At 54.9% G+C, this 26,482-nt stretch carries 24 protein-coding genes and 3 tRNA genes; 17 read left to right on the plus strand and 10 right to left on the minus strand.

The genetic code is table 11. From position 1 onward, the window contains the following. Positions 1 to 5: 5 nt before the first annotated feature. Complete coding sequence (locus NXT00_RS08190) at positions 6 to 560, plus strand: hypothetical protein (protein WP_259079950.1); 555 nt, start codon at positions 6 to 8, stop codon at positions 558 to 560. Positions 561 to 621: 61 nt separating this feature from the next. Here the strand turns inward: NXT00_RS08190 and NXT00_RS08195 are convergent, their stop codons facing one another. Beyond that, positions 622 to 2,688, minus strand: a complete 2,067-nt coding sequence (locus tag NXT00_RS08195) for a TPM domain-containing protein (RefSeq protein WP_259158689.1) — start codon at positions 2,686 to 2,688, stop codon at positions 622 to 624. Positions 2,689 to 2,744: 56 nt separating this feature from the next. Between NXT00_RS08195 and NXT00_RS08200 the strand changes: the two genes are divergently transcribed. After that, positions 2,745 to 3,395, plus strand: coding sequence for a YdcF family protein (locus tag NXT00_RS08200; RefSeq protein ID WP_259158690.1), 651 nt, complete (start codon positions 2,745 to 2,747; stop codon positions 3,393 to 3,395). Positions 3,396 to 3,399: 4 nt separating this feature from the next. Next, positions 3,400 to 4,677 carry a deoxyguanosinetriphosphate triphosphohydrolase gene (locus NXT00_RS08205; RefSeq protein ID WP_259158692.1) on the plus strand — a complete coding sequence of 426 codons (1,278 nt, stop codon included), beginning with the start codon at positions 3,400 to 3,402 and terminating at the stop codon, positions 4,675 to 4,677. Here the strand turns inward: NXT00_RS08205 and NXT00_RS08210 are convergent. Next, on the minus strand, positions 4,657 to 5,085 hold the full coding sequence (locus NXT00_RS08210) for a ribonuclease domain-containing protein (RefSeq protein WP_259079963.1): 429 nt from the start codon (positions 5,083 to 5,085) through the stop codon (positions 4,657 to 4,659). The genes NXT00_RS08205 and NXT00_RS08210 overlap by 21 nt on opposite strands. Before the next feature lie 71 nt (positions 5,086 to 5,156). Between NXT00_RS08210 and glmS the strand changes: the two genes are divergently transcribed. Together glmS and dnaG are read left to right on the plus strand one after the other, a co-directional pair. Beyond that, positions 5,157 to 7,010: a glutamine--fructose-6-phosphate transaminase (isomerizing) gene (gene glmS / locus NXT00_RS08215; protein WP_259158693.1), complete on the plus strand. Its 1,854-nt coding sequence runs from the start codon at positions 5,157 to 5,159 to the stop codon at positions 7,008 to 7,010. A gap of 40 nt (positions 7,011 to 7,050) precedes the next feature. Continuing rightward, positions 7,051 to 8,946 (plus strand): DNA primase, encoded by a 1,896-nt coding sequence (dnaG, locus tag NXT00_RS08220; RefSeq protein ID WP_259079966.1) that lies wholly within the window; start codon positions 7,051 to 7,053, stop codon positions 8,944 to 8,946. A gap of 42 nt (positions 8,947 to 8,988) precedes the next feature. Here the strand turns inward: dnaG and NXT00_RS08225 are convergent, their stop codons facing one another. The 3 genes from NXT00_RS08225 to NXT00_RS08235 form a co-directional block, all read right to left on the minus strand. Continuing rightward, the gene (locus NXT00_RS08225) at positions 8,989 to 9,600 is read right to left on the minus strand and encodes a thiamine biosynthesis protein (protein ID WP_259158694.1); all 612 of its coding nucleotides are present in this window, start codon (positions 9,598 to 9,600) and stop codon (positions 8,989 to 8,991) included. After that, complete coding sequence (locus NXT00_RS08230; protein WP_259079970.1) at positions 9,600 to 9,845, minus strand: hypothetical protein; 246 nt, start codon at positions 9,843 to 9,845, stop codon at positions 9,600 to 9,602. Before NXT00_RS08230 ends, NXT00_RS08225 begins: the two co-directional genes overlap by 1 nt. 114 nt (positions 9,846 to 9,959) lie before the next feature. Further along, a tRNA-Ile gene (locus NXT00_RS08235) sits at positions 9,960 to 10,033 on the minus strand. A gap of 171 nt (positions 10,034 to 10,204) precedes the next feature. Between NXT00_RS08235 and NXT00_RS08240 the strand changes: the two genes are divergently transcribed. The 4 genes from NXT00_RS08240 (at position 10,205) to NXT00_RS08255 (ending at position 12,931) form a co-directional block, all read left to right on the plus strand. After that, positions 10,205 to 10,277, plus strand: a tRNA-Asn gene (locus NXT00_RS08240). A 625-nt stretch (positions 10,278 to 10,902) separates the two neighbouring features. After that, positions 10,903 to 11,664, plus strand: coding sequence for a trimeric intracellular cation channel family protein (locus NXT00_RS08245; protein ID WP_259079971.1), 762 nt, complete (start codon positions 10,903 to 10,905; stop codon positions 11,662 to 11,664). 10 nt (positions 11,665 to 11,674) lie between these two features. Then, positions 11,675 to 12,475 carry a serine hydrolase domain-containing protein gene (locus NXT00_RS08250; RefSeq protein WP_396124964.1) on the plus strand — a complete coding sequence of 267 codons (801 nt, stop codon included), beginning with the start codon at positions 11,675 to 11,677 and terminating at the stop codon, positions 12,473 to 12,475. Between the two features lie 156 nt (positions 12,476 to 12,631). Beyond that, complete coding sequence (locus NXT00_RS08255) at positions 12,632 to 12,931, plus strand: hypothetical protein (protein WP_259079973.1); 300 nt, start codon at positions 12,632 to 12,634, stop codon at positions 12,929 to 12,931. Here the strand turns inward: NXT00_RS08255 and NXT00_RS08260 are convergent. After that, complete coding sequence (locus NXT00_RS08260) at positions 12,881 to 13,201, minus strand: acyl carrier protein (RefSeq protein WP_259079974.1); 321 nt, start codon at positions 13,199 to 13,201, stop codon at positions 12,881 to 12,883. The two genes, NXT00_RS08255 and NXT00_RS08260, sit on opposite strands and share 51 nt — an antisense overlap. Positions 13,202 to 13,325: 124 nt before the next feature. Between NXT00_RS08260 and NXT00_RS08265 the strand changes: the two genes are divergently transcribed. Further along, positions 13,326 to 14,297: an alpha/beta fold hydrolase gene (locus NXT00_RS08265; protein ID WP_259158695.1), complete on the plus strand. Its 972-nt coding sequence runs from the start codon at positions 13,326 to 13,328 to the stop codon at positions 14,295 to 14,297. A 59-nt stretch (positions 14,298 to 14,356) separates the two neighbouring features. Here NXT00_RS08265 and aceE read toward each other — a convergent pair whose 3' ends face one another. Beyond that, entirely contained in the window at positions 14,357 to 17,095 is a 2,739-nt protein-coding gene (gene aceE / locus NXT00_RS08270; RefSeq protein WP_259158696.1) for a pyruvate dehydrogenase (acetyl-transferring), homodimeric type, read from the minus strand. Positions 17,096 to 17,451: 356 nt separating this feature from the next. On the opposite strand from aceE, the gene NXT00_RS08275 reads away from it, so the two are divergent. The 3 genes from NXT00_RS08275 to cbiB all read left to right on the plus strand — a co-directional run bounded on the left by NXT00_RS08275 (position 17,452) and on the right by cbiB (position 19,034). Then, on the plus strand, positions 17,452 to 17,880 hold the full coding sequence (locus NXT00_RS08275; protein WP_259079989.1) for a DUF3052 domain-containing protein: 429 nt from the start codon (positions 17,452 to 17,454) through the stop codon (positions 17,878 to 17,880). Between the two features lie 126 nt (positions 17,881 to 18,006). Then, positions 18,007 to 18,082, plus strand: a tRNA-Val gene (locus NXT00_RS08280). Positions 18,083 to 18,101: 19 nt separating this feature from the next. After that, the gene (gene cbiB, locus NXT00_RS08285) at positions 18,102 to 19,034 is read left to right on the plus strand and encodes an adenosylcobinamide-phosphate synthase CbiB (protein ID WP_259158697.1); all 933 of its coding nucleotides are present in this window, start codon (positions 18,102 to 18,104) and stop codon (positions 19,032 to 19,034) included. 34 nt (positions 19,035 to 19,068) lie between these two features. On the opposite strand, the gene NXT00_RS08290 is transcribed toward cbiB, so the two are convergent. Genes NXT00_RS08290 through NXT00_RS08300 form a run of 3 tightly spaced genes read right to left on the minus strand, consistent with a single transcriptional unit; the run spans position 19,069 to position 21,095 of the window. Further along, a complete protein-coding gene (locus tag NXT00_RS08290; RefSeq protein ID WP_259158698.1) occupies positions 19,069 to 20,013 on the minus strand; it encodes an SURF1 family protein in 945 nt (314 codons plus the stop codon). Between the two features lie 3 nt (positions 20,014 to 20,016). After that, complete coding sequence (locus NXT00_RS08295; RefSeq protein ID WP_259158699.1) at positions 20,017 to 20,493, minus strand: low molecular weight protein-tyrosine-phosphatase; 477 nt, start codon at positions 20,491 to 20,493, stop codon at positions 20,017 to 20,019. After that, positions 20,490 to 21,095, minus strand: coding sequence for an HAD-IA family hydrolase (locus NXT00_RS08300; RefSeq protein ID WP_259158700.1), 606 nt, complete (start codon positions 21,093 to 21,095; stop codon positions 20,490 to 20,492). The genes NXT00_RS08295 and NXT00_RS08300 overlap by 4 nt, the downstream gene beginning before the upstream one ends. A 48-nt stretch (positions 21,096 to 21,143) precedes the next feature. Between NXT00_RS08300 and cobC the strand changes: the two genes are divergently transcribed. The 4 genes from cobC to NXT00_RS08320 all read left to right on the plus strand — a co-directional run bounded on the left by cobC (position 21,144) and on the right by NXT00_RS08320 (position 26,473). Beyond that, on the plus strand, positions 21,144 to 22,208 hold the full coding sequence (gene cobC, locus NXT00_RS08305; protein ID WP_259158701.1) for an Rv2231c family pyridoxal phosphate-dependent protein CobC: 1,065 nt from the start codon (positions 21,144 to 21,146) through the stop codon (positions 22,206 to 22,208). Positions 22,209 to 22,315: 107 nt separating this feature from the next. Beyond that, positions 22,316 to 23,449 (plus strand): Nif3-like dinuclear metal center hexameric protein, encoded by a 1,134-nt coding sequence (locus NXT00_RS08310; protein WP_259158702.1) that lies wholly within the window; start codon positions 22,316 to 22,318, stop codon positions 23,447 to 23,449. 873 nt (positions 23,450 to 24,322) lie between these two features. After that, positions 24,323 to 25,045, plus strand: coding sequence for a zinc ribbon domain-containing protein (locus NXT00_RS08315; RefSeq protein WP_259080009.1), 723 nt, complete (start codon positions 24,323 to 24,325; stop codon positions 25,043 to 25,045). Further along, on the plus strand, positions 25,046 to 26,473 hold the full coding sequence (locus NXT00_RS08320; protein WP_259080011.1) for a bifunctional RNase H/acid phosphatase: 1,428 nt from the start codon (positions 25,046 to 25,048) through the stop codon (positions 26,471 to 26,473). Positions 26,474 to 26,482: the final 9 nt, after the last annotated feature.

The raw sequence follows: 26,482 nt of genomic DNA on the forward strand, positions 1-26,482 counted from the left end.
CAGATATGTCCGATCCCATATACACCCAGTGGGCCAAGCGCACAGGCGAGTTTGCACGCCTGCTCGACCCAGTGGAAGATGAAATCGCGGTATTCCCACTCAAGGTCGGCTCCGAGCCCGATACTGCCATGGTGGGAACTAGTCCGTGGAAGGTACGCGCCGATAAGAACGAGCTCGAGGCCACGCTGCCAACCGCGCAGGTGTATCGCGCAACCACTGGCGATAAGCCCTTTGGTCGATCGCATGAGATCACCATCGATCTTGCCGGAACTAAAATCCGAGCCGTCAATGAAGGTGGTCAAGATTGGGTATACCTCGACGCCACCAATCGCAAAGTCGGGCAGTTTTCTGGCGGCAATAACGGGGTTCGGAAAGCCATTACCGAATTCGCCGACGAGACCGGGCGCAGTACCGACGATATTCTAAGCCCTGAGCAGCGCGTATTCCTCTCGTGGGTGACTCGCACGCAATTAGAGTCGAAGATGATGTCAATGACTCTGGCGCTCATCCTCACCTCCCTCATGGCCATTGCGATTACAATATTCACCCTGCTGACCTAATCGCACTGACCCAATAAAAAAGATCCGGTTCACATAGCCTGTGAACCGGATCTTTTTGGGACTAGAAGCTGCCTCCGCGGGAGCCGCCACCGCCGAAACCGCCGCCGCGGGAGCCGCCCCCAAAACCGCCTCCCCCAAAGCCTCCGCCGCCGAAACCGCCACCAAAACCTCCGCCGAAGCCCCCGCCGCGGCGGCCACCGCTCAGAAGTTCATTAATGACCATTCCGGCGACAAATGAACCTGTTCCACCCCCGGAACGCGGAGTGGAGTGACGCATCCGGTAATCGTCATCATCGCGTTGCGCTAAGGTGAGCGCGGACTGGGCTAATTGAGCCGCCTGCCTTGCGTAATTAATCGCCTGACGGGTATGACGGTTACGTTCATTTTCAGCCTGTGCATAAGACCGCTCAGCCTCCGCCAACTTGGTGCGCGCCCCCGCCCGGACGATGCGCCCTCGCGTAGAAATCAGATCCCGCGCGGCCCGAATATGAGCAGCAGCGACATCAGCTTGTTGCGTATATACCTGCAGAAGGCGAGCATGACTTGTGGTACCCTCCTGGATTTGCTCGAGCATCTCATCAAGACGCGCATCGCAATCACTCAATAGAGTCCAGGTACCCAGGGGATCAGTCTGGGCATTCGTCCGAGCTTGCTCAACCACGTGGCGCGCCTGCTCAATAGTCTCTTCCACAGCCTGCCAATTCATCGGAGTCCCCTGAGATTCGCCCTGCGCGCGAATATCTATGGCTTGCTGGATCTCCTCCTCAATTTCGGTAATGAGACCTCCGATGCCTGCACGCGCGCGATTAATATCACTGTGCGCATGTTCGATAGCTTTAAGCATCCGATCAGTTTGCGCACTCGCGGCTTCGGCCAGGCGAATGGCATCGACGAGCCCACCTTGTTCACCTGCGGGGCGATTAAGGAGACTGCGCCCGATATCAAGCTGCTGGTCAGCTTCTTTGAGGGCGGCTTGGGCGATCTCAATATTATGAGCGATCGGGCTTAAGATTGGCTCCTCAAATTCTTCCTTGAGGGCGTCGAGCTGCGCCTCAGCCTCAGGGAGACGTGCATATAATTCCACTGTCTCTCGCGTAATTCGGTCTAAATTATCCTGGGCGTGGACAAGTAGGTTGCGCAACTGGGCAAAATTATTTGCCTGTGCCTCGAGTGCATCATCGGCTTGGCCACACGAGGAAATAATATCGACGAGCAATCCGCGTTTTTCGACCTCGCCCGCATAGAGGCCGCCGTCGAGTTGGCGCTTTAATTCAAAGGCCTTCTGCAAGGTATGTGTGGAATGATTCATTGCGCTGGTGAAGGCCCGAGTGCGTTCGGCCCCAAATTCTGCCATAGCGATATCGAGCTCGGTGCGCGCCCGCTGAATCGATTCATCGGTACTCACCAACTCCTCAGCAGCAAGCTGCTCTAAAGTATCCAGCGGTAGTTGCTGCAACGCAGAGGGCTGGGCGGGATCAAGAGCGCGCGCCTTCTCTAAAATCTCCTGAGAAGATTTCTTCGACTTCCGACGAGTTGCGGCATATATCCCCCCTCCCGCCAGGGCAGTGGCGCCGAGACCTCCGACAACCCATCCCCACGAACCGTCTGAGTCCGAGGCAGGATCTACGGCAATTATGGTGCCGGCAGGATGTGCGGCATCCATCAACGCCACGGCAGATCCCGCAAAATCTCTCGCACTCAACGCCTGCGAGGAGGCATTCCACATGGCATCGAGCTCAGCGGAACTAAAGCCAGAGCCACCGGTAAAACCATAACTATTCGCCCCAATCACCATAACGATATCCCGGGGGCGCGCCGCACCCTCATTGAGGACCTGCTCACTCCAAGCCTCGGGGGTCAAGCCATCAAAATCATTGACCATTACCAAGGTAAACGTGCCATCCTCACCGGCAGCATAATCAGCAGCACGCTCATTAATCCACTCGATATCATTGGCGCTTAAGCGATCGGTGAAATCAGTCACGACTTGGGGATAGCTCACCGCGGGTTCCGCGATAACGTTCAGGGTGCTGGCATAGGCCAGGGGAGCAGCTGCTAAGAATCCGCAGACGTTGAATCCCAAGATCCCCACGGCAGTAGTAAAGGTGCGTGATAGCAATGATGTCATACCCTCTACAATAGCTAATCACAGCCATATCTCTAGGGGCGATTACACTGGCACCCATGTTTCGTCTCGTCCTCCTCCCGCCCTTTTTTCTAGGCCTCACGATCTGGAGCTACGGGGTGCTGCGCACAGGCAGCGTGCCCCATACGCACGCCCCGTTTCTCGTACTAGGTGCAGCCCAAAAAGAGGGCCGGCCATCGCCCATATTCGCCCAGCGCCTTAAGTGGGCTGCAGAGCTTCACCAGCGTGATCGCAATCAAGAGATCATGACGGTGGGCGGAAAGATGCCGGGAGAATCCCACTCTGAGGCCGACGTGGGCCGCCAGACTCTTGAAGAGATGGGGGTAGCAGCGGACAAGATCCGGGTGATCGCCTCAGGTCATGACACCCGCGGCTCCCTTATCGATGTCGCAGCTATGTGCCCACCACCGTGGATCGTGATTACTCACCCCTCCCATGCCTTGCGGGTGCGTCTTTTGGGGGAACTGGAAGGCTTTGATTTTCAGCTGTCACCTACGCCTTATCATTCAGGTGTAGTAAAAGTGGGTCCGCTCATTCACGAAATGGGAGGAGTGACAGTATTAGCAGTTGAGCGCTTTATCTCGCCCAGGCTGGCCAAAGTCGTCCAGCGCTGGCTTCGCCGCCTCCAGGCATACTTCACACCACACCGCCTTGCTCGGGCAAAGCTATTGGAAAAAGCCTTAGAATAGGTGCATGATTTCCGCATACGGCTACTCCGACCATGACCGTCAGCGGCTTTATGAGGAGCCTGCTAAGCACCACGGTTTGGCTTCCACCCCTGAGGAACGCGGACCGTTCGCCCGTGATCGCGCACGGGTCCTGCACTCAGCAGCCCTGCGGCGCCTTGCTGACAAAACCCAAGTCGTAGGTCCCCGCGACGGAGACACCCCCCGCACTCGGCTCACCCATTCGCTCGAGGTAGCTCAGATTGCCCGCGGTATCGGGTCGTCCCTGGGGCTGAATGCCGATCTCTGCGAGATGGCCGGACTCACCCACGATATTGGGCATCCGCCTTACGGCCACAACGGGGAACAAGCCCTCAATATGCTCGCCACCGAGTGCGGAGGCTTCGAAGGTAATGCTCAGACCCTGCGCATCCTAAGCCGCTTAGAACCAAAAGTGCTTCTTGATTCAGGGGAGAGTGTAGGACTCAACCTCACGCGCGCCAGTTTGGATGCGGCATGTAAATATCCACGCACACGCACCAACCCTGACGGCAGCACCAACCGTAAATACGGCTGCTATGACGAGGACGCGGAGCTTCTTGAGTGGGTGCGCGCCGGACATGAGGATCAACAAAGCTCCATGGAAGCCCAAACTATGGATTTTTCGGACGATATCGCCTACAGCGTTCACGATGTCGAGGACGGGATCGTGTCCGGCCGCATTGATCTAGCAGTGCTCTGGGATTTCGTCGAGCTGGCTGCGCTTGCGGATAAAGGTGCGGAGGCTTTCGGAGGTAATATCGACGGCCTCATCGATGCAGCCGGCGCACTGCGGGAATTACCGGTGGTCAAACGCGCCGCAGACTTCTCGGGGACTTTTCAAGGCTATTGTGATCTCAAGGCTTTGACCTCGCAGCTCGTTGGTCGGTATATCTCGGCGGTAGTCGCCGCAACCCGGTTAGCCAACGATATGCCCGTCGGACGCTGCTTAGGCACACTCGTGGTACCTGAGACCGTTGTGAACGAAGTCACCTTACTCAAAACCATTGCGGTGCTGTATGTTATGGAAGACGAGCACCACCAGCAGCGTCAAGATCGACAACGCGATCGACTCTTCCGAGTCTATGATTATCTTGAGGCCTCGGGTCCAGGTGCCCTTGATCCGCTCTACGAATATTTTTTCGAGCGGGCCCAAACCTCAGCCCAGCGTCAGCGGGTAATAATCGATGCCATTGCCTCCATGACAGAGTCGCGCCTCGAGCGAGTGGCGCACCGTAGCGCTGAGCTACGGTCCTACTTCAGTTAGGCGATTACTCTCCGCATCAGGGATCAGGCAGAAAGACTGATAATGATCGGGGGAGAAGTACCACCTATCCGGGTCTGTGTCACTTCCACCACCTGTGACGATGCGCAGGGGGCCGCGATGGTTGAGGCCTGGAGTTTTAACTGTGTACTCGCGGTACTGCGAGTCTAAAGGAAGCAATCCCTCGTAATTGCCAAAGTGCCGATTATCATCGGCCGGAAAATCATACGGCCCACCACTGCGGATATCGCGGATAGTCTCCCACGCTTGGTCGGGGAGATCTTTAACATAACACTCGGAAAAAGCATTACCTGGAAAATCTGGGTAGCTCATATCGGTGTTAAACTCTTCGCCGAAGAAAAACATGGCTATTATCATCACACCACCGAGGGCTACGAGGAGTCGACGCATAGTTATATATTCTCGCAGATTTTTAAAAAAAAATTAGTGCAAGAAAGCAGAGCTGCAGTACATTTGGGACTATGTGCGGAATTGTAGGATATATTGGCCAAGATCAACCCCAAGCTCTCGACGTGGTCCTTCAGGGACTCAAGCGCCTCGAATACCGAGGTTACGATTCTGCTGGTGTGGCGCTCATAGCTAACGAGCAGCTGTATATGCGCAAAAAAGCCGGGAAGGTCAAAGACCTCGAAGCAGAGATCGCGGCTCATCCTGTGCAGCCTTCTCGGATCGGGATCGGACACACCAGGTGGGCAACCCACGGTGGTCCCACCGATGCCAATGCGCACCCGCACCTAGCCGATCATGGGGCGCTTGCACTCGTTCACAACGGCATCATTGAGAATTTTGCTGAATTAAAAGCCGAGCTAATAAGCACTGGCATCGAAATTATTTCTGATACCGATACCGAGATTGTCGCTCACCTTATTGCCTATGAGCTACATCAGTTGGGTGATCTTGAATCCGCAATGCGGGCTGTCTGCCAGCGGCTGGAAGGAGCGTTTACACTCCTGGCCATACACCAGAATGCCCCCGACCGAATCGTGGCCGCTCGCCGCAATTCTCCTCTAGTACTCGGTGTGGGCCATAACGAGATCTTCCTCAGCTCCGATGTCTCCGGCTTTATCGACTACACCAGGGATGCCGTTGAGATAGCAAATGACAGCATCGTGACGGCTACCGCCACCGGATACGAGATCACCGACTTCGACGGAGCCCCCATCTCAGGAAGCGCATTCAGGGTGGAGTGGGATGCCAAAGCCGCCGAAAAAGAGGGCTTCGACTCCTTTATGGAAAAGGAAATCCACGACCAGCCCGCCGCCGTTCGCGATACTCTTCTCGGGAGGGTCGATGCCACCGGCCATATTGTTCTAGACGAACTCCATATCGACGAGAGCATTCTGCGGTCGGTGGATAAGATCATTGTCATCGCCTGTGGTACCGCCGCCTATTCTGGCCTGGTGGCGCGCTATGCCATCGAACACTGGTGCCGGATCCCTACGGAAGTGGAACTCGCTCATGAATTCCGTTATCGCGATCCCATCGTGAACGAAAAGACCCTCGTTGTGGCGGTCTCCCAGTCTGGGGAGACCATGGATACCCTCATGGCGGTTCGCCATGCCCGTGAACAAGGAGCCAAAGTGGTGGCCATCTGCAATACCCACGGATCCACAATCCCGCGAGAATCCGATGCAGTAATTTATACGCACGCCGGACCCGAAATCGCTGTGGCCTCCACGAAAGCATTCCTAGCCCAGATCACCGCTTCCTATATCCTTGGACTCTACCTTGCGCAATTGCGCGGAAATATGTTCAGCGACGAAGTAGCAGCCATTTACGGGGAACTGCGCCGCATCCCAGAGAAGATCGCACGAGTTTTAGAATCCGAGCCTGATATTCAACACCTAGGGCGCAGGCTCTCTACGGCACAATCTGTCCTCTTCCTTGGTCGCCATGTTGGCTTCCCCGTCGCCCTCGAAGGGGCTTTAAAGCTCAAGGAAATCGCCTATATTCATGCGGAAGGGTTCGCCGCGGGCGAACTCAAGCACGGCCCCATCGCCCTCGTTGAAAAAGGGCAGCCTATCTTCATGGTGGTTCCTAGCCCGAGAGGACGAGGATTACTACACGCCAAAGTGCTCTCGAGCATTCAAGAAGTTAATGCCCGCGGCGCCTATACCATCGTGATCGCCGAGGAAGGGGATGAGAAGGTGGCAGAATGCGCGCACCATATTATCCGCGTTCCCACCACCCCCAGCCTCATGCAGCCATTGGTTGCAACCGTGCCCTTGCAGATCTTTGCAGCAGCCGTCGCTAAAGCCAAGGGCTATGACGTGGACCAGCCGCGCAATCTCGCAAAAAGTGTGACGGTGGAATAGGGAGCGGAAAAATTATCGGCTCTTGTTACACTCATACACTATGGGCAAAGGACGAATTCCGGAATCTGATATTCAGGCCATACGCGAACAGGCAGCGATCGAGGAGATCGTCGGCGAGTACGTCCAGCTCAAACCCGCCGGAGCCGATAGCCTCAAGGGCTTAAGCCCCTTTAAGGATGAAAAGACTCCGTCTTTTCATGTGCGCCCGCAACACGGCTATTTCCACTGCTTTTCCACAGGAAAAGGCGGAGATGTTTTTACCTTCCTCATGGAAATGGAACATATGTCCTTTCCTGAGGCAGTGGAAGCAGTGGCCGAGCACATCCATTACCGCATCAATTACCAAGGCGGAACCACAGGTGCGCCGGCCGTTGAGCCCGGCACCCGCAAACGTCTGATTGAAGCCAATCGGGCCGCTCACCGCTTCTACCGGGAACAACTTGAAACTCCCGAGGCAGAGACGGCGCGCCGTTTCCTGCTTGACCGAGGCTTTAGCAAGGATCTTATCTATACCTTCGAATGCGGCTACGCACCTGAAGGGTGGGATACCACGACCAAGCACCTGCTGAAATCCTTTAGTTTCAAAGAGTTGGAGGCGGCCGGAATTTCTACCATGGGCAAACGCGGCCCCGTGGATCGTTTCAGGCGGCGGCTAATATGGCCCATTAAATCCACCTCCAGTGATGTTATCGGCTTCGGCGCCCGCAAGCTGTTCGATGACGACACTTTGGGAAAATATATGAATACCCCTGAGACCATCTTGTATAAGAAGTCCAAGGTGCTCTTTGGTTTAGATAAAGCCAAAAAAAGTATCGCCCACAAGCATCAGTGCGTGGTCGTCGAAGGCTATACCGATGTCATGGCTATGCACGCGGCCGGCGTCGACACGGCTGTAGCGTCCTGCGGTACCGCTTTCGGCCCGGATCACCTCCAGATGATTCGGCGGCTCATGCTTGACGATAGCTATTTCCGCGGTGAATTAATCTATACCTTCGACGGCGATGAAGCCGGGAAAAAAGCCGCGGTGCGTGCCTTCGATGGGGATCAAAAATTCACCGGACAGTCCTATGTCTCCGTCGCTCCCGACGGGATGGACCCGTGCGATTTGCGGCTGGAAAAAGGCGATGCAGCTCTGCGGGATCTGGTGGCGCAGCGCCAACCAATGTTTGAATTTATCATTCGCAACCTCATCAGTGACTACCCCCTTGATTCCGCCGAAGGGCGCCTCCAAGCCCTGCGGCGCACCGTCCCTATCGTCGCTGGTATACATGACCGGGCGCTGCGAGACGAGTACGCACGGCAACTCGCCGGATGGGTGGGCTGGCCCAACGAAAGAGAGGTTCTCAACCAGGTACGAGCGGCAGCGAAATCCCCTCAACAATCCCAACCGCCTAGGCGTGCCCAACGCTTTTCTCCCAACACCGACCAGGCTCCTGCCACCCAGATGCTCAGCCACCCCGATCCTAAAGATAGTCAGCTATGGCCGGAGCGGGAAGTGTTGAAACTGGCGCTGCAATTTCCTCAGACCGCGGGGAGCTTTTTCGACGGATTGAGTGAGGAGAGCTTTGGGCACGAGACCTATAAGGTGATCGCCCGGGCCATTGCTAAGGTCGGGGGTTGTGAGCACGCTGCTGAAGATTTCATCGCCCAGGTGGCAGAAAAAATTCCTGACCTTATTGGACGCTCCGTGCTTTCGGAACTCGTAGTGGAAGAATTCCACACTGATTTTGATGATCCATCAGATCTTGATGCCTATGCTACGAAGGCCCTCTCACGCCTGCAGGAGAAGCGAGTAGGTAATCAGATTGCCATTTTGAAAAGCCAGCTGCAAAGAATGCGCCCCGACGAGGACGGTGATTCCTACCGTGATCTCTTCGCCGATTTGGTGGCTCTTGAGCAGGCCCGTCGAGAACTCATCGAGCGGATATTCTCCTAAAGAAAAAGCCCACCGAAGTGGGCTTTTTTATACCTGAGATTTCTAGGCCTTAAACGCAACAGGGATGGCAGCAACAGGGCGGAAGCCCTCAGTGTGATCACCGAAAACCTGCAATAAGCAAGCATCAGTGGAACAATCGACACCCTCACCAACAGCGGTAGCAGTCAAGGTAAAGGTAGCGGTGCCGTCGTCGGAGATCTTCACGGTGCCGCTATCGTCGCCTTTCAGCCACGCAGCGGTATTGGGGTCAGTCAAGGTGCCTGTACATAGTGGTGCAGCACCATCGGGGGTGGGAGTCTTGCAAATAGCCGTATAATAACCAGCTTCCGCGGCCAGCCCAGTGATCTCTACATCGACGAGCTCTCCCTCAGTGAGTTCGGTTGCGGAGAGAGCTACCGTGACGTTTTCTTCCCTGGGTGCGGCTTTTTCCACACTCGTGGTCATCTCGGCGGCTTCCTTATCCTCCATACCCTCGGTGCTCTTAACGGCCACCTGACCGTCTACCGCGGTATCGACTTTCTTGTCGGAATCAATATGAGAAGGAGGGGTACATGCCGCAAGGCCGAGTCCTGCAATGGTGAGGGATGAGAGGGCGACTGCGGAGAAGCGCAGGGAACGTGCCATAATCGTGTCCTTAAATGTCTTTCTAGTCATTAATCGTGGTCTACTTCAAAGATTTCGGGGTCGTTCTTACTCTTCTTCACGCCTTTGACTTCGCGCAAACGAGGCTGAGGGTCAAGCTTATTGGCAAGAGCGGAACGAGTTTTTCCGAGCGCGTATTTGGTGACGGGGGAGTTCATCGTCGCCCGGTAACCCCGCTTCATTTGTTCGTACCGGCGTCTACCGGCCTTGGTGCCAAAAATATAGCCAGCAGCGGCCCCGACGACGAATTGAAACATCTGGATAAAACTCCCTTTGCTCGGTTGAAATCTGACTTCCAACTCTACCGAAAATACCCTTGATGTGCAGCTAAGAAAAAGATCCCTGCACCATACAGGTGCAGGAATCTTTTGTGGGGCCACCGGGGCTCGAACCCGGGACCAACGGATTATGAGTCCGCGGCTCTAACCGACTGAGCTATAGCCCCAAAAAATAAAATACCAGCTAAGTACTCAGAAGAATAATTGGCAAAACTCATCTCAGATCGCGAGTAAAATTATTGGCGATGAGCTGCTAATTTGTGCCACTTTGCGGTCCTGTGTATAGTTTCAATCGTTGCCACGGAGGCGCTTTAAGTACAAAGCTTCTCAAAGCATATTCCCCCATAGCTCAATTGGCAGAGCATTCGACTGTTAATCGAAGGGTTACTGGTTCGAGTCCAGTTGGGGGAGCATAACAACCCAGGCTGATAATCAACAGTCTGGGTTTTTTCGTATGCGTTTTGCCTTGCTTCGCACATGCTCCCTTCTGGACCTTAGCTGGTGCGAATTTATTTGGTGAGCCGCGCCCAGATGCATGCAGTCCACACGCCTGCCTGCAGGGGAGTGCTATCTCCCTACGATCTACACGCGAGGAGCGAGCACTAGTGGAGGCCCTAGCAGCAGCCAGTGCAGGATCTCTGTGCTGTAGTGTGCTCAGACCGTAACGAGCTCACATTCACGCTGCTCAGGGCTATATCCGGCGCGACCTCCTCGAGTAGATCGCGGGGTTCATGTCCACAAGTTAAAAACCTGGGAGGTGTGCCTCATCTAACAACCGAGAAAATTAAAGCGGAGAATTGCACCCTACCCTTAGATCGCACGCCTCACATGCTAAAGCATGATCAGGTGAGAAAAATATAAATTCAGCTCCTGACTGCTGGCTCGCATTTATGTCAGTAGACCCCAACGAATGGACTGCTAGATTTTCCCACGGTGGAGGATGAACCACTCTTAGGATATCGCCAAAAATTTTTGTACAGTTAGTGATTGCTGTGCCATTAGATCGTCGTTGTACAAAAAGAAAGCTCGGTGCGAAGTGGCTGACGTCGACCCCTTGATTTGGAATCTCTACCAAATTTTTGACCTCATAGGGGTTGTCCTCAATGGAATCATTGGGGGCACGATTGCGCGGCAGCGGAATTTTGACTTCGTAGGTTTTGTCTTCCTAGCCCTATTTTCGGCACTCGGTGGTGGTATGATCCGTGATGTGCTCATGCAGCGCGGTACCGCTGCGGCCATCGCTGATCCCACCTACCTCCTCCTTGCCCTACTCGGCGCGGTGATTGCCCTCGTCACCGCACTCAAAGGTCGTGCGTGGGAGCTCTTCAAGGTACATGCCGATGCCATTATCCTAGGTGTCTGGGCTGTCACCGGGTGCGTGAAGGCAGTGACCTTCGATATGCCGCTTGTTTCTGCGGTATTCATGGGCGTCATAACCGCCGTGGGCGGCGGAATGATCCGAGATGTTGTCACCGGGCAAGTGCCCACAATTTTCGGCGGAGGCACACTCTATGCAGTACCTGCTTCTGCGAGTGCCGCAGCCATGGCCTTTAGTCATGCTGCAGGCCATGACGTTATCGGGATGATTATTGCGCCACTAATTGGGGCGGGTCTTGCGATTATTGCCTACTGGCGCGGATGGGTCCTCTTTAGAAGCTCCGAGTGGGCACCTGTGAATATGACGGCAGCCCAGCTGAGAGCTCTTATCAAGCGCGCGGAGCGCAAGGGGTGGAATAAAGGGCGCGGTTCTAATCCCACCTTCGAGGGGGAGTTTAAAAACACCAAGCAAGCGCGCTAAGTTAAGAATTATGTCTTCCGATTTCAGCCAGTGGCCTGTCGATACCGTGTCCGCAGCAATCATGAGCGATCCTGCGCAGCCACCTCAGCTATACGGCGATCCGCAGCATATTTTTGAGCTCGCAAGTGTGACGAAACTTCTTGCAACCTACGGCTTCCTCATCGCCTATGAAGAAGGCATTTTCGAGCTGGACGAGGAGATCTTCCCCAACAACATCACCGCGAGACACCTGCTCAGCCACGCCTCGGGAGTCGGTTTTAGCGCCTCTGACAGCGCAAAGCCACCACTGACGCGGCGCATCTACTCCTCCTACGGGTTTGAGATGCTAGCGCAGAAAGTGCAAGCAGAAGCAGAGATGAGCTTTGCCACCTACCTCGATGAAGCGATATTCCAGCCCTTAGGAATGACTGCTACTTCTTTATGGGGATCGGCAGGGCACGAGGCGCGAAGTTGTGTGCGAGATCTCCTAGCGTTCATGCAAGAGCTCACTCACCCTCAGCTACTTGCCTCTGAAACCCTAAAACAGGCGTGGACCGTCCAGTATCCACAGCTAGATGGGATTGTGCCAGGCTATGGCATGCACAAACCCTGCCCCTGGGGCTTAGGATTCGAGATCCATGGAGAAAAATCGCCGCACTGGTTGGGTCGGTCCATGCCTGCCGATATAGTGGGCCACTTTGGGCAGTCGGGCACTTTTATGTGGGTGCACCCCCGTAGCGGCAAAGGTGCGGTGGTGCTGACTGATCGCCCCTTTGGTCCGTGGGCTAAAGATCTGTGGGCTGTGGCCAACGAAGAGATCTTTAAAGCTTAACTTTAGCTTTAATAAATAGGTGGTGAGCTGGGGGTTAAAGCTCGCCTTGAGAGTTGATTTGTGGCTTCATTCTGCGTTGAATCATAGGGTGATTCCTTTTGTTTATTCACAAGTTTGTTGGGGAAGACAGAACTTGTTAAACGAAAGGACACCACCATGCCCACCACCTTGAATTTTGCAGTCTTAAAAATCTGGGGGATGCCGACTCGCTGTCGCATGCGAGTCGAAGAAGCAATGGCCTCGGCATTACAGTCTGAACCTGTCGCAGCATTGCCGGGAACAGACTATTTAGACGTAGCGCAATGCACAACATGGCGAAAGTCGCGTAAAAGGGGTGCAGTAGACTGCCGTCAAGTACTCAACGCTGAAGCGAAAGAGTTCGCGGAACTAGAGTCCATGATGAAATCACTCGCCGCCGAGTTCGGATTCCTCGTCTCCCTCACGCCCGTCAATTAAGGCGCGCAGATCGGCGACTGTCTCAACCTTCGCGTAGCGTTCAAAGCTTGCCTTTAAGCCCCACTGATCTTCAATCCTAATGGCGATTTCTATAAGATCCAGCGAGCTTAAACCAAGCCCTTCCTTAAGTGTTGCCTCCGGGAGGATGCTCTCGGCATCAATTCCACTGAGGCGGGATAGTAAAGCCCGAAGCTGGGGATAGTCCTCGGACATTTCCTCAGGTTCATCGGGAGTAATCAGAGCCTGCAGTTGATCGTGGAGTGATGACATGATTGGGGGATCCTTCCAACGCGCGCTGAGAAAGAGGGAAATGTCAACTATCTCATACCGCGCTCTTGTTATTTTTTAACTATCACATCTAAGGCTACGCGCCTCATGCGGTAGTGTAATATTTATGCTCCTGAGTCAGTTAAAGAAGCGCTATCGGAAATGGCGAATCGCACAGAATACCCGGGAGCAGGAGTATCGACCACCCCAGTTCAGTACTGGCTTCAACGCCGACGGCGTCCGCTATTACTGCGAAGGGGAACCCTCAAACGACGCACCCGTGACGGTCGTATTCGTCCACGGGTATACTCTGACCGCCACCTCATGGCACTTACAGATCGCATCGCTAGCTCATCAGGTTTCCTGTGTGGCTATGGATCTGCGGGGGCACGGCAAATCAGAGGTCATCCCTGTCAGTGAATGCTCCATCGATGGAGCTGCCGATGACGTTATGCTAGTTATTGACGATGCTGAGATTACGGGGCCAATTATTCTGGTGGGCCACTCGATGGGTGGCATGGTGATTCTGAACCTCTTGCGCCGCTACCCGCAGCTGCGTTCTCGTTGCGCAGGAATTGCCCTCATTTCCACCTCAGCGAGGCCATTTGCTCATTCGGGGCTGTCACAGGTGCTCCAACTTCCTATCGTGGACGATATTCGCTCGATAGCGCGAGCCGCAGCGGAGGAGACTGACTATGTGCGCGAGGTATTGCAAACAACCCTCGTGCCGCTGTTGAGCAATTTAGCTATCGTGACGCGCTCCACGGAGGAGACACGCAAGCACCACATTAAGATGATCGATGGGACTCCAATTGAGACCCTGGTGGGCTTCCTCGACGATTTAGAAACACATGACGAGTCGGAGGCGTTGAAATATATACGGGATATCCCCACCCGTATCATGGTGGGCGATAAGGACGATTTCACCCCCGAATCGCAGTCAAGCTTCATGTTGTCCCAATTAACCAAGGGCCGCCTGGTGGTGGTGCCTGATGTGGGACATATGCTACCCATGGAGAATCCCGGGATCGTCAACGCCGAGATCGCCGACCTCATTGCACAAGTGATAGAGGATAATCATCACAGTCGTAACCGCTAGAAAAAGAGGGCTTCTCTTTCCGGTTAGGAAAAAGAAGCCCTCTAATTTTTATCTAGGACCTAGGCCTTTGTTGGATCCGTGATGTGGAATCGCTGAGCGGCCTCGGCGGCAACGGAGATATCAAGTTGACCGTCGCGCGCGAGAGCACTGAGAGCAGCAACCACAACAGATTCAGCATCGATATTGAAGAAGCGACGGGCTGCTTCGCGAGTATCGGAGAAGCCGAAACCATCGGCACCTAAGGTGGTGTAATCACCGGGGACGAAAGCACGAATTTGCTCCTGCAAATCGGTGGCGAAATCCGAGACTGCAATATACGGGCCTCGAGCCTTCTTCAACTGGCGTGTCGCAAATGCTTCCTCGATGGTCTTTTCGGGGTGGCGTAACTGCTCCCTCGACTTAGCGTGACCCTCGCGAGCAAGCTCGACCCACGAGGTGACAGAGAAGATATTGGCGGCTACATCATAATCATTAGCCAAAATCTCCTGGGCCCTGATGGCCTGCTGCATCCCGATACCAGAAGCAAGGAGAGAAACCTCGTGCGACTGTGTCTCCTCGGCCTTCTTCCACAGGTATATGCCCTTGTGGAGACCCTCGATATCAAGATCCTCGGGCTCCGCTGGCTGCGTGATGGGCTCATTGTAGATGGTGAGATAGTACATGACATTCTCACCGCGGCCTGGACCGTACATACGGTCAATACCTTCATGGAGCAGGTGGGCAACCTCGTAGGCAAAGGCGGGATCGTAGGACACTACTGCCGGGTTGGTAGAGGCCAGAATCTGGGAATGGCCATCCATATGCTGCAAGCCTTCACCCGTGAGCGTGGTGCGCCCAGCGGTGGCGCCTAAAATAAAGCCTCGAGCCATTTGGTCGCCGGCAGCCCAGAAGGAATCGCCGGTGCGCTGGAAGCCGAACATCGAGTAGAAGATATACAGCGGGATCATGGCCTCGCCGTGGGTGGCATAGGAGGTACCAGCAGCCATAAAGGCGGCAGCCGATCCCGCCTCATTAATACCCTCGTGCATGATCTGACCATCCTTGCTCTCCTTATAGGAGAGCATCAAATCGTGATCAACGGGCACGTAGTTTTGGCCATGAGGATTATAAATACCCATGGTGGGGAACCAGGAGTCCATACCGAAGGTACGAGCCTCATCGGGGATGATAGGCACCACGCGCCGGCCGAGATCCTTATCGCGCATGAGTTCCTTGAAGGCACGGACGACCGCCATGGTGGTAGCAACTTGCTGCTTCCCGGAACCCTTGCGGAGGCTGCGCATCTTCTCAATAGGCGGCACCTGGATGGGGGTATAGTCCACGCGGCGCTCGGGGAGATATCCGCCGAGTTCCTTACGGCGCTCGATCATATATTTGATCTCTTCGGAATCTGGACCCGGGTGATAATACGGAGGCAGATAAGGATCCTTTTCCAAAACCTCATCGCTAATGGGGATTTCCATCTTATCGCGGAAGACTTTGAGATCCTCGAGAGTAATCTTCTTCATCTGGTGGGTCGCATTGCGGCCCTCGAAGTTATGGCCTAAGCCGTAGCCCTTGATGGTATGCGCGAGAATAACCGTGGGGCGATCCTTGACTTCCATCGCGCGCTTATACGCGGCATAAACCTTACGGTAATCGTGTCCACCACGAGGCAGGCGCCAGATCTCATCATCAGTCCAATCCTCGACTAGCTTGGCGGTACGCTCATCCCTATTAAAGAAGTGCTCGCGCACATAGGCGCCGTCATTGGCCTTATAGGTCTGGAAATCGCCATCGGGGGTGGTATTCATCAATTCCACCAGGGCGCCTTCCTTGTCGGCGTCGAAAAGTTTATCCCACTCACGACCCCAAATAACCTTAATAACCGACCAGCCAGCGCCGCGGAAGAATGACTCGAGCTCTTGAATGATCTTGGTATTACCACGCACAGGACCATCGAGACGCTGCAGGTTGCAGTTAATAACAAAGGTCAAGTTATCGAGATTATTCAAAGCGGCTAGCTGAATGAGGCCACGCGACTCGGGCTCGTCCATTTCGCCATCACCAAGGAAGGCCCAGACATGCTGCTGCGAGGTATCTTTAATACCGCGGTTGTGCAGGTAACGGTTGAAGCGAGCCTGATAGATCGCATCCATAGGGCCCAAACCCATAGACACCGTGGGGAATTCCCAGAAATCGGTCATTCCGTGCGGGTGTGGATAGGAAGGTATACCACCCTGCGGGCGGGATACTTCTTGGCGGAATCCATCAAGATCATCCTCGGATAGGCGACCTTCGAGGTAGGCGCGGGCATAGATACCAGGAGATGCATGTCCCTGGAAGAAGATATGATCGCCGCCACCTGGGTGATCTTTACCCCTAAAGAAATGGTTAAAGCCAACCTCGTAGAGGGGAGCGGCACCAGCATAGGTGGAGATATGGCCACCAACACCGATACCAGGGCGCTGCGCGCGGTGAACCATCACTGCGGCATTCCATCGCATCCACCGCCGGTAGCGCTTTTCAATACTCTCATCGCCGGGAAATTCCGGCTCCATGGTGGTAGGAATGGTATTGACATAATCGGTCGAGGTCATCGGCGGCAGCGGGACGCGCTTCGCCGAGGCGCGCTCGAGTAGTCGTAGCATGATAAAACGAGCACGCTCCGGACTGGAATCGGCGAGCATGCCGTCGAGTGATTCCATCCATTCGCGAGTCTCTTCAGGATCAACGTCGTTTAAGTAACTGGCCACGCCGTCACGGATCATGGCGAAATTGGTGTCTTCTGTGTGCTTACCGTTTACTGGTTCAGCCATTCCACACCTCCAAGGGGGGGTAATTGGGGTTAGTAAAAAATATGTAGTTATCAGATTGCCCAAACTCACAGCGAACGTGAGAGCGCGCAGCTTCAGGGGGAGGAAAAGACCCCGAAAGAGTGGGTGCAACTCCCCTCATAGTCTATAGACAGACTACGTTAACTTTTTACTTTACGTGCCTTGCCACCATTTTAGGTAGTGCCGCCCCTTTCGCCTTGATGCACCTTTATGGCCCTGTGGTGGATAACTAGGAAAAGCATTTATGTCGTGCCCCTCACCACATGGGGGTAAAGGTGAGGAAGCGGCCGAGGATTGAAGGTGTAGAAAAGCAGGAATGCTTGTATTCTGGTCTTCTGATGAACGCTGAAGATTTGAATCAGAATACTCCTACCACCGGCACCGAGCGTCTCGGCTTCAAACCCGGGATGGTAGTCCAAGAAATAGGTTGGGACGAAGACTGCGACACAACCATCAGTGAAGCAGTCGAAGACGTCATTGGCTCCGAGCTTATCGACGAAGACTCGATTGAACCCTGCGATGCCGTCCTTTTGTGGTGGCGCAGCGAAGACGGCGACCTTGTCGATACCCTCGTCGACACCATACGAGTCCTCGATGAGGGAGGCTGTATTTGGCTTTTAACCCCAGGAACTGGGCAACTAGGCGCTCTCGAGCCGGGAATCATCTCCGAAGCAGCACAGCTTGCCGGGCTCGTACAAACTAAGGCGGAGCGCCTTAGCCAATGGCAAGGGTCCTGCCTGGTGCCAGGTGGAGTCAAGCACAGTTAAAGCGGTAGCAGCGCTCGTTAAAAAGATCTGTGTTAACGTGTATAAGCTGCTGTTTTGTATAACCTAAAGATTTACTGTTAGAGTAACTACTCGTTGCAGTACGCAAGACGTACACAGCGAGTATAAGCGCCTTTAGCTCAGCTGGGAGAGCAGCTGGTTTACACCCAGCAGGTCGGCGGTTCGAGCCCGTCAGGGCGCACCAAGAGAAAAGATCAGCAGCCATGTTTCTAGGTATCACCTTAGGCATGGCTGCTGATCGTTTATGCGGTGACCCCCCTAATGCGTACCACCCGGTAGCTATCTTTGGCCGGTATGCAATATGGGTTGAAAAGAGAATTTATCAACCCACCCGCACAGCTGGGGCCGCCTATGTGGCACTCACCGTTATCCCTCCAGTAGTTTCAACTCTAGCTATCAGTAGAATGCTGCCCCCACGCGGACGCGATCTTCTCCTAGGACTTAGCCTTTTTTCCTCACTCGGTGGCACCACCTTAGAGAGAATTGGGGATAGAATGGCATCCGCGCTCGAAGCTGGGGATGACGAGCACGCCCGCTCCTATATCCCTTGGTTATGTTCGCGCGACCCTGAGCTACTCAACCGCGCCGAGATGGCCCGTGCTACCACGGAATCATTGGCAGAAAATACCTCTGATTCTGCGATAGCCCCGCTGTGCTGGGCACTCTGTGGCCCAGCGGGAGTGGTTTTTCATCGCACTATTAATACTCTCGACGCCATGGTGGGGTATAAAAACCCCCGCTATCAAGAATTTGGGTGGGCAGCGGCACAGCTCGATGATATAGCCGCATATATTCCGGCCCGGGTGACAACCTTCTTCCACCTCATCTATGCGCTTAGGACGGGTCGATTGCCCGAGGGGATACGAGCGCTACGTACCCAGGCCCCCCATCATCCCAGCCCTAATGCAGGGCCCGTGGAAGCCACCGCTGCCGCCGCGCTAGGAATACAACTCGGAGGTCCAACGCACTACCACCATGGGGTGGAAATGCGACCCATTCTAGGTTTCGGCCAACCCCCAGATGTGCCAGCAATTAAGAGGGCCATTAAGCTCTCCCGCTTTACCCAATGGGGTACGTATTGCGCCATCGCGCTCCCGCTCATATGGCGAGCACATAAGAAGCGCTCAACCCCTTAAAGCGCCGATACCCCCCCACGTGTCGCTGGTATTGTCAGTAATCGCGCTGGTAGTAGTTGCGCTTCTGGTCACCGTAGCGAGAGCGCATCTTTCTATCAATTGCGTCCTCTAGGCTTGACTCTTGGTTCTTCTCTATGGTGTCTTCAGCCGGTATATCTGTACGTAGCGGGTCGGGGCCACTGGGATGATCGCTTGCCAATTGGGCCATCTGCTCTTCTTCCTCGCGTGCCCGCCTACGCTCTTTTGATTCCGTGAGAATGAAATACCCCAGACCCAATGGGGCCATCACCCCAAAGGCGATCCACTGGAAACCGTAGGAGAGATGATTACCTCGATCCAGCTTAGGGATGGGGATGGTTTGTAATCCACCGGGCTGATCTTCAGCTAATTGCGCGTAATCTCGCCCCAGATCAGCCCCAATAAGCTCAGCGATCTGTGCAGTATTAATGCCGTAGACCTGGATAGGTTGAGTCGAGGTCATAGGCTGAGTCGAGGGCACAGATTCATTGGTGCGAGCATGAGCAATAATCGTGGTTTCTCCGGTGGGTGCCGGCGGGATGACTGTGGTTGATCCGGCCTTTGATGGGATAAAACCTCGATTGATGAGGATTGTTGGACCGGAGTCGAGCTGAAAAGGGGTCAGTGAGTGGTACGCAGGGGTGCCACCTACGGGCCGCAGCCGTAGGGTTACCGCCTGATCGGGGAGATAATGCCCGGTCAGACTGACCCGCATCCATTCTTGATCATTGGTAATTGCCCCCGAGGCATCGAAGATTTCTTCATAAGGCTGCGGAGCCTCTTTGAAGGCTTGTTCAATATGGGCATTGCGGGAGACGATCATGGCGTCTTTGTTTAACTGCCATGGGGACAAAATGGTAAAAGCCGCATAGGAAAATGCCACGACCAGGAGAGTGGTGATAACCCAGCCGGGGCTAAGAAATGCCCTAATGCCAGTGGTGGTGGGACGAGAACGCATCATGATCTACTCGTCGAGATCAAGTTCGTGACGCAAGAAATTCAAGATACCTGGAACAGCCCGTTCAATCTGCACCCGGGCCACCTCAAAATCCGAAGGATAACCATAATAGGGGTCCTCCACCTCGAGGGAATCCGCATCGGGATCAAAGCTGCGCAGGAGGCGTACTCGAGAGGGATTCACTCCGTAGTTTTTGAGGAAATCCACATGGGATTGATCCATCGCTATGATGAGATCGGCGTTCTCGAAGTCCTCGCCAAACTGTTGGGCGCGATGCTGCGAGCCGTCATATCCAGCCTTGTTCAGTTCGGCGACTGCACGTTTATCGGCGCCCTGGCCGATATGCCAGCCGCCGGTGCCGCAGGAGTCCACGCGAACGAGATCTTTTAAGTTCGCTGTGGTTATCGCATCGTTTAAGATCACGTCGCCCATGGGGGAGCGGCAGATATTCCCCGTGCACAGCACAGTGATGTGATAACTCATAGTAATCCTTTCAAATCAGCAGGTCTGGTTAACTTATAGCGGGCCTGCTCCCACTCGTGAGCGCTCCCATAGCCCCACGTCGCGGCCGCAGCGGGAATCCCATTGAGCTGAGCGCCAAGAATATCGTGGTCCCGATCGCCAATCATAAGCGTGGTCTCTTCCGGTCGCGATTTAGCAAGAGCCTGGGCAATGACCTTTTCTTTGGAATCACGCTCTGGGGTGGAGCCAATAATCGCTGCAAAATAATCGGCGAGGCCATGAATCTGCAGAAATTTTTCAGCCGTGGCCTGGGGTTTATTAGTCGCCGTGACCAGCACATGCCCCTTATTTAGCGCAGCCTCGAGCACGTCGATGATGCCAGGGTATACCGACGCGTGTTGGATGCCGGAGTCGAGATAATAGCCCCGAAACCGCCCTACGGCCTCATCGCCTAAACCGATACGGGCAAAACTGACATTAATCTGTGGTCCGAGGAGATCCTGAAACCACTGCTCATCAGGGTCTGGAACCCCCAGATCATTAAGGGCACGCCGCACGCTGTGGATAATCCCAGGTGCGGAGTCGATGAGTGTTCCGTCGACGTCGAAGATCAGCAGGGCCATACGCTCTATAGTGCCACAGATTTTTCTCCTGCTATTAAAGTGGTAGCCATGCTTTCTCGAACCCACGGCGATACCGACGCCCTCGGGGCCCACCTCGATTTCGCGGTCAATGTCACAGGGCCACCACCACCATGGCTACGCACTGCACTCATCGATGCGCTCGGGGAGATCCACCGGTACCCAGCGGCCCCAGAGGTAGCGAAAGTGGAAGAACTGATCGCTGATTATCATCAGGTCCCACCCGATCATATTCTGTTAATAAGCGGCGCCTCCGAGGGTTTCGCGATGCTACCTCACCTCAAACCAGCGCACCCAGCGGTGATCCACCCTGGCTTCTGCGAACCCGAGCTCATGCTTATCGACGCTGGCTACATTCCAGAGCAGCTCATCGTGGATCCCCCCTTTGATCAGCTGCCTGAGATTCCCGATCACATCGATATGGTGATTATTGGCAACCCCACGAACCCAACAGGCCAGGTTCTTACTCCGGCGCAGCTGGCCACGCTGCGGAAGCCAGGCCGAACGCTCGTCGTTGATGAAGCCTTCCTCGATTGTGTGAGCGAAGAATACTCTATGGTCGGTGCTATAGCAGCAGCAGGTCCAGGGCGAGTGATCGTGGCGCGCTCGCTAACGAAAACCTGGGGGCTCGCCGGTCTACGAGTCGGTTACCTCATAGCTGACCCCGCTACCTTGCGGGAATTATGCCGTCGGCGCGCCCATTGGCCGGTGAGCTCCCTAGCGATCGCTGCGGCGCGCGCTGTCTTTGAAATAGGGATACCTCAGGGTCATCTAGAGCTAGCTCGTGCAGAGATGAGCGCCAAGCGCACGGCAATGATTCCACAGCTAGAAGCAGCGGGTCTGACCATAGCTAGTAACTCTTCCGCCCCCTTCCTGCTGGTTCGTGGGGGGAATGAGCAGCTACGAAGAAGGCTTCGCTTAAGAGGAATCGCGATCAGAGGGTGCGAGAGCTTCCCTGGTCTTGACCAAGGATATTGGCGGTTAGCGCTCAGAGATAGTTCCGAGGTTGAAAAGCTGATAGCCGCCTTCCGCGAAGAGGTCTTGCTAGATACGAACCCCTCAAGCGCGCCCCGTGGTCACAGTTGGTTCGCATAACAGCCGACCGCGGTGACGATATGATTGTTAGCTCTTAGTATTGGCACTTAGAGTGGGAACAGCTCGACAAAAAACAGATAGTTTTCTCCCCAAAGATATAGGCGAATATGATGCACCTTAAAGATATAATCCGCACCCTCGATCAGGCCTACCCGCCCCATCTTGCCGAAAGCTGGGACGCCGTCGGGCTGGTATGTGGTGACCTTGAAGCAGAAGTGAAAACTATATGCCTCGCCCTCGACTGCACCGATGACGTTGTCGATCAAGCCATCGCGCGCGGCGCCGACCTGATTATCACCCACCACCCCCTCCTCATGCGCGGGGTCACCTCCGTGGCCGCTCATACTCCCAAAGGGCGTATCGTGCATGCACTGATCCGCTCGGGCTGCGCTCTTTTCTCAGCCCATACCAATGCCGATAGCGCTCGCCCCGGAGTCAATGACAAATTAGCCGAGCTGGTGGGAATCACCCCAGGGCGCCCCATTGCACCGCAGCTCGACTCCCTCGATAAATGGGGAGTCCATATTCCCCCAGAGCATGCCACAAACTTAAAAGAAGCACTTTTTGCCATAGGCGCCGGAGCAATTGGTGGCTATACCGAGTGCGCCTTCCAATGGGAGGGGCAAGGAGAATTCCGGGCTGGCACATATGCCAACCCCACGATCGGGACCGCCGGAGAAAAAGAAACCCTCAAGGAGGTCCGCATTGAGTTCGTCGCCGCGCGAGGATTGCGCGCACGCCTTATGGACACTCTCCGCAGCGCGCACCCGTATGAAGAGCCAGCCTTTGATATCACCCCACTAGCCCCCACCACGCAGCTCGATAGCGCGCCGGGTCTGGGGAGAATCGGCGAGCTCCCAGAGCCCATGCGCTTTGCTGATTTCGTGCAACAGGTTGCTAATGCACTGCCTGAGACGGTGTGGGGGATTAGAGCCGCAGGTGACCCAGAGCGCATGGTGCAAACGATCGCTGTGAGCTCCGGCTCGGGCGATAGTTTCTTAGAGAAGGTGCGACAACTCGGCGTAGATGTTTATCTCACGAGCGATCTGCGCCATCACCCTGTGGATGAGCACCTGCGTGCCGGTGGTCCGCTGGTTATTGATACCGCCCACTGGGCTAGCGAATACCCCTGGACCTTACAAGCGCAAGAGATCCTCCGCCAGGCCCACCCCGAGCTTGATATAGAGGTTTTAAACTGTCGGACCGATCCGTGGACGCTCTCGGCACACCCGGAACACTAGGGCCCACAATCAGAGGCACCCACCAGCGGAGGCACTCACGGCCAAGGAGCCCAAGACCGGGTGTGCAGGATGTGCACCTTACGGTGGAGAACTGGCGGTGCTTGATGCCGCGTAAGCGAAAAAAGGGGGGGGGCTTACCAAGGCCCCCTTTTTTACTCCTGGGACGTGGAGGCTGGAGAGATAGTAGAAAATGCGCTCCATCCCTTTACCAGCCTCAATCTTCGCACCGCTTCATCTTCGCGGGATAGCAGACTGTTCAAGTTCTGGCGCAAGTTCATCCCCTGAAATCTGCTCTCGAATGTTCAGAGTGGAGGAGCAGCTTTTTATTTGTGCATACCTAAGGACCCACCAGTTTTCCTTTCCTACGAGATCTCTTAAGGTCTTTAGATTTCCACGTACTGTGGGTGGGCGCATCATAGCGCATGAGAAAATAAAAACGCGGCGGCAGAAATCGAAGCAGGGACACTGTGGCTCCAATAACCTTGGCCCCCACCCAACCGGTTAGCGACGGTAATCCTGTACTGTCTTACCGGGTAGCAAGCTGGTCATAGCCTCATAATTGTCTGTGCAGTGATAAAGCGAGGAGCAGAATTTGAAGGCTGCAACCCATGCGCATACGCAGCACGAAGTTACAGATTCAACAATGTGCAGTAGCCTTAAAATTGTAGACACTCCAGCCCACCTCGATCTCCGATTGTGATTCGCTGCTGTTAATCGTATTGGCGCTTATGACGATCGGATTTTCCCCCGATAATCGTCAACAGCGGGCCATCGCACTTGGGTGGACATACCGCACACCGTGATGAGGTGCGAAGCTAGGGTGAGAAGAGAACTCGATAGTTAGACCAAAAGGCACAAGGACAAAACCAAACCGTGAAACTAGAATCCCACCTGCAACCCTTACTCCTCGAACTTGCCACGGCTGAGCGCATTAGCGATACCGGGATCGCTCCAGCGGTCTCGGCAGAACAAAGCGAAGTAGACGCTGCGAAGAAAATTCGCAGCCGTGCTCGTGATTCTCTCGCTGCAGCACAGCTCGCTGTCGACGATATGGAATTGGAAATCCTGCGTATCCAAGAAGAAGAGCGCAAGATGCGCCGCCGCAAGGAGGACTCCGCACGGCAGCTCTCTGCCGCAACCGATAGGGAGTTGCGCAAGGACTTAGAAAAAGACTTGTATTCCTCTAATGCGCGAATCTCCGATCTCACCGGAGAACTCCAGGAAGCACACAACCACATCCACGCGCTGCGCTCCAATATCGATCTTCGTCGTGCTGATCTCGCCGCCGCCGATAAACGCGTGGAAGACGCTGAGAAGGCTCTTGAGAATCTAGGTGAGGATACCACTCTTATCGATCGAGCCTCGCGCATTACTGAGATTAGACAGGCTCTCCCCGCCGATGTTATTGCAGAATACGAGGCGCAGCGCCTCGAGAATGGAGTAGGCGCCGCCCAATTCAATGGTCGCAGTTGCGGTGGGTGCTTTATCATCCTGCCCCCTGCCGATCTCTCGGAGATCCGCCGTACCCCGGCCGATGAGCTCCCCCAATGCCCCGATTGTGGCTCCTATCTCATCCGCAATATCCAAGGGGCCTAGATGAAGCTGGTGATCTATTCCGACGGAGGCTCGCGAGGAAACCCGGGCGTGGCCGGCGCGGGCACCGTCATCTACGACGCAGATAACAACCTAGTACAGCGCATTGCTTATTGTGTGGGTACAGCGACTAATAATGTTGCCGAATATTATGGCCTGCTCAATGGGCTCATAGCGGCTCGCGACTTAGGGGCGAGTGATTTAGATCTTCGTCTCGATTCCAAACTGATTGTGGAGCAAATGTCGGGGCGCTGGAAAATCAAGCACCCCGATATGAAAGAGCTCGCCCTGAAGTGTCGCGGGGTCATGAAGTCTTTTAAGAGCGTGACTTTTACATGGGTGCCCCGCAAGGACAATGCCGCCGCTGATGCCCTCGCAAATGAGGCCATGGACGCCCTTGCCAAAGGTGCTGCGGTTGGTTTTCTCGCGTCGAGCGGTGACCGAAAACCAACAGGTGATACTGCTGCGCCGCAACCTAGCTCGCCCTTTTCACAGGAGCCGGATACAGATACCTCACACCTGAAATCCTCCGGAACATCGGCTCGTTCTACTCAGGGCGAGCGTGGTAAAGACTCGCAGCCGACTGCGCCAGCTCAGTCCAAGACTCGTGACCGGAAACCAAGTGTCATCCCTGAGGCGGGCTCTCAGCTGATCTTCGACGTGGATCTTCCCCCAAATTCCCCCGTGAAACCGGAAACATCCGCAGCTCAAGCCCCCACAATATCTCAGCCAGCTGAAGAGAATCAGCATCTTAATGGCAGCGATCACAAAGAGTTCCAAGGGGCAACTCCTCGGTGGAATGGCGCAACCACGCAGCCCACACGGCTCCTGCTTTTGCGTCATGGGCAGACTGAGTATTCCGCGCACAAGCGATACTCGGGTCGCAGCGATCCACCCCTTGATGAGACCGGTGCCCAGCAGGCTGCCGCCGCTGCGCAGTATCTCCGCAATCGAGACGATATCAGCGCCATTATCAGCTCCCCCCTTAAACGCTGCCAGGAGACTGCCCAGGCGGTAGCCGCGGAACTCGGCCTAGAGGTCACCACCGTCGATGCCTTTGTAGAGCTTGATTTTGGAGATTTTGATGGGTTGAGTTTTACAGAAGCCCACGATAAAGATCCTGAGTTTCACCAGTCGTGGCTGGGGAATCCAGAGATTGCAGCCCCCGGGGGAGAATCCCTTAGCACAGCTTATGAGCGCGTGATGGCCGGCCTTAATGAAGTGCTAGCAGAGCACGCTGGTGATACCGTTGTGATTGTCAGCCATGTCACCCCTATTAAATCCATTATTAGGGCAGTCCTTGGGGGTGCTCCGTCGATGGTGTATCACTTATATCTAGATCTGGCATCGCTGTCGACTGTGGAGTTTTATTCGGACGGGCCACGCTGTATGCGCGAATTCAATAACACGTCTTATCTTTCAAAGAATTAAGTCAATGGG

Source organism: Corynebacterium sp. ES2715-CONJ3, from assembly GCF_024814365.1.
GTDB lineage: Bacteria > Actinomycetota > Actinomycetes > Mycobacteriales > Mycobacteriaceae > Corynebacterium.